The organism is Streptomyces sp. NPDC059909 (assembly GCF_042730885.1).
In the GTDB taxonomy this organism is placed as follows: domain Bacteria; phylum Actinomycetota; class Actinomycetes; order Streptomycetales; family Streptomycetaceae; genus Streptomyces.
This window is the reverse complement of record NZ_JBHWKX010000273.1, coordinates 1-1050: the sequence shown is the minus strand read 5'-3', so window position 1 is coordinate 1050 and position 1050 is coordinate 1. Positions and strand designations below refer to the sequence as shown.

The 1050-nt window shown below is 69.1% G+C and carries 1 protein-coding gene and 1 pseudogene; both read left to right on the top strand.

What is annotated here, in order from left to right:
- Positions 1-596 (top strand): hypothetical protein (locus ACFV9O_RS40795; protein WP_385428228.1); only part of this gene is annotated, 596 nt, incomplete at its 5' end.
- Positions 586-1050: pseudogene (locus tag ACFV9O_RS40790) on the top strand (hypothetical protein); the annotation flags it as partial. The gene ACFV9O_RS40795 and the pseudogene ACFV9O_RS40790, both read left to right, overlap by 11 nt.

Below are 1050 nucleotides of genomic sequence, written 5' to 3'. Positions count from 1 at the left end.
TCGTCCTCCTCATCGCCGCCATCGCCTTCGCCAACCAGGGCGGCTCCCAGGACAGCCCCTCGGACGCCCGAGGCCCCGCCGCCTCCGAAACCGCCCCCACCGGCACGGACCCCGTCGACACCACCACCGCCGACATCCCCACCGGCCACCCCCGCACCAAACAGGGCGCGGAGAGCGCAGCAGCGAACTACGCGGTGGCGCTCGTCTCGGCGGAGATCATCAAGCCGGACCGCCGCAACGAGATCATCGACGGCCTCTTCGTTCCCGAGAAGAGGGACGAGCTCAGGGAGAAGTTCGACAAGGCGTACTCGAACAAGTTCCTGAGCGACCTCGGGCTCGACAAGAATGGCGAGGCAGCCCCCGGCTCCACCTACATCTCCAGGACCACGCCCGTCGGCACCAAGATCCGGGGCTACTCCTCCGGCCGAGCCTCTCTGGAGGTGTGGTGCACAGGCGTGTACGGAACAGCGGGCGAGGTGGAAGGCTTCTCGCAGGCACCTGGCCCCGCCCCCGTGAACGGTGACAACCGCGTCTCCCCCGCAGACGACATCTCCAAGGCCGTTGAGGAATTCGGGGGCTTCACCTATGCGCGCTAGTTCACGGGCCGTCAAGCTCTCCGCCCTTGCGACGGCGGTGCCCGCAGGGATCCTGCTCACCGCAACCCGCGTGTTCGCAGCCCCGGACCCTCCTGACGACGGCCGCTGCGACCTCGTAGTCGGCTCTGCCCGGGAATTCTGCGAAAGCGAAGGCGGCTCCTCAGGCGGCGGCTCCGGCACCACCTCCGACCCCCTGAGCTCCACCCTCGACCCCCTGGCGTCCCTGGCCAAGGGCTGTGCCCAGGCTGCCGCCTGGACCGTCGACAAGCTCTCCGCCGCCGTCGACTCCACGGCCAACATCGACTTCACCAACCCCCAGTTCCTCCAGCAGTACGCCGTCGTCTTCGCCGCCTCCACGGTCCTGACCCTGCTGTTGTGGCTCCTCGCCGTGGCCAAACGCGCCGTCCGCGGCGTGCCCCTGACGACCGCCCTCTCCGAGGCGATCGGCTTCCTC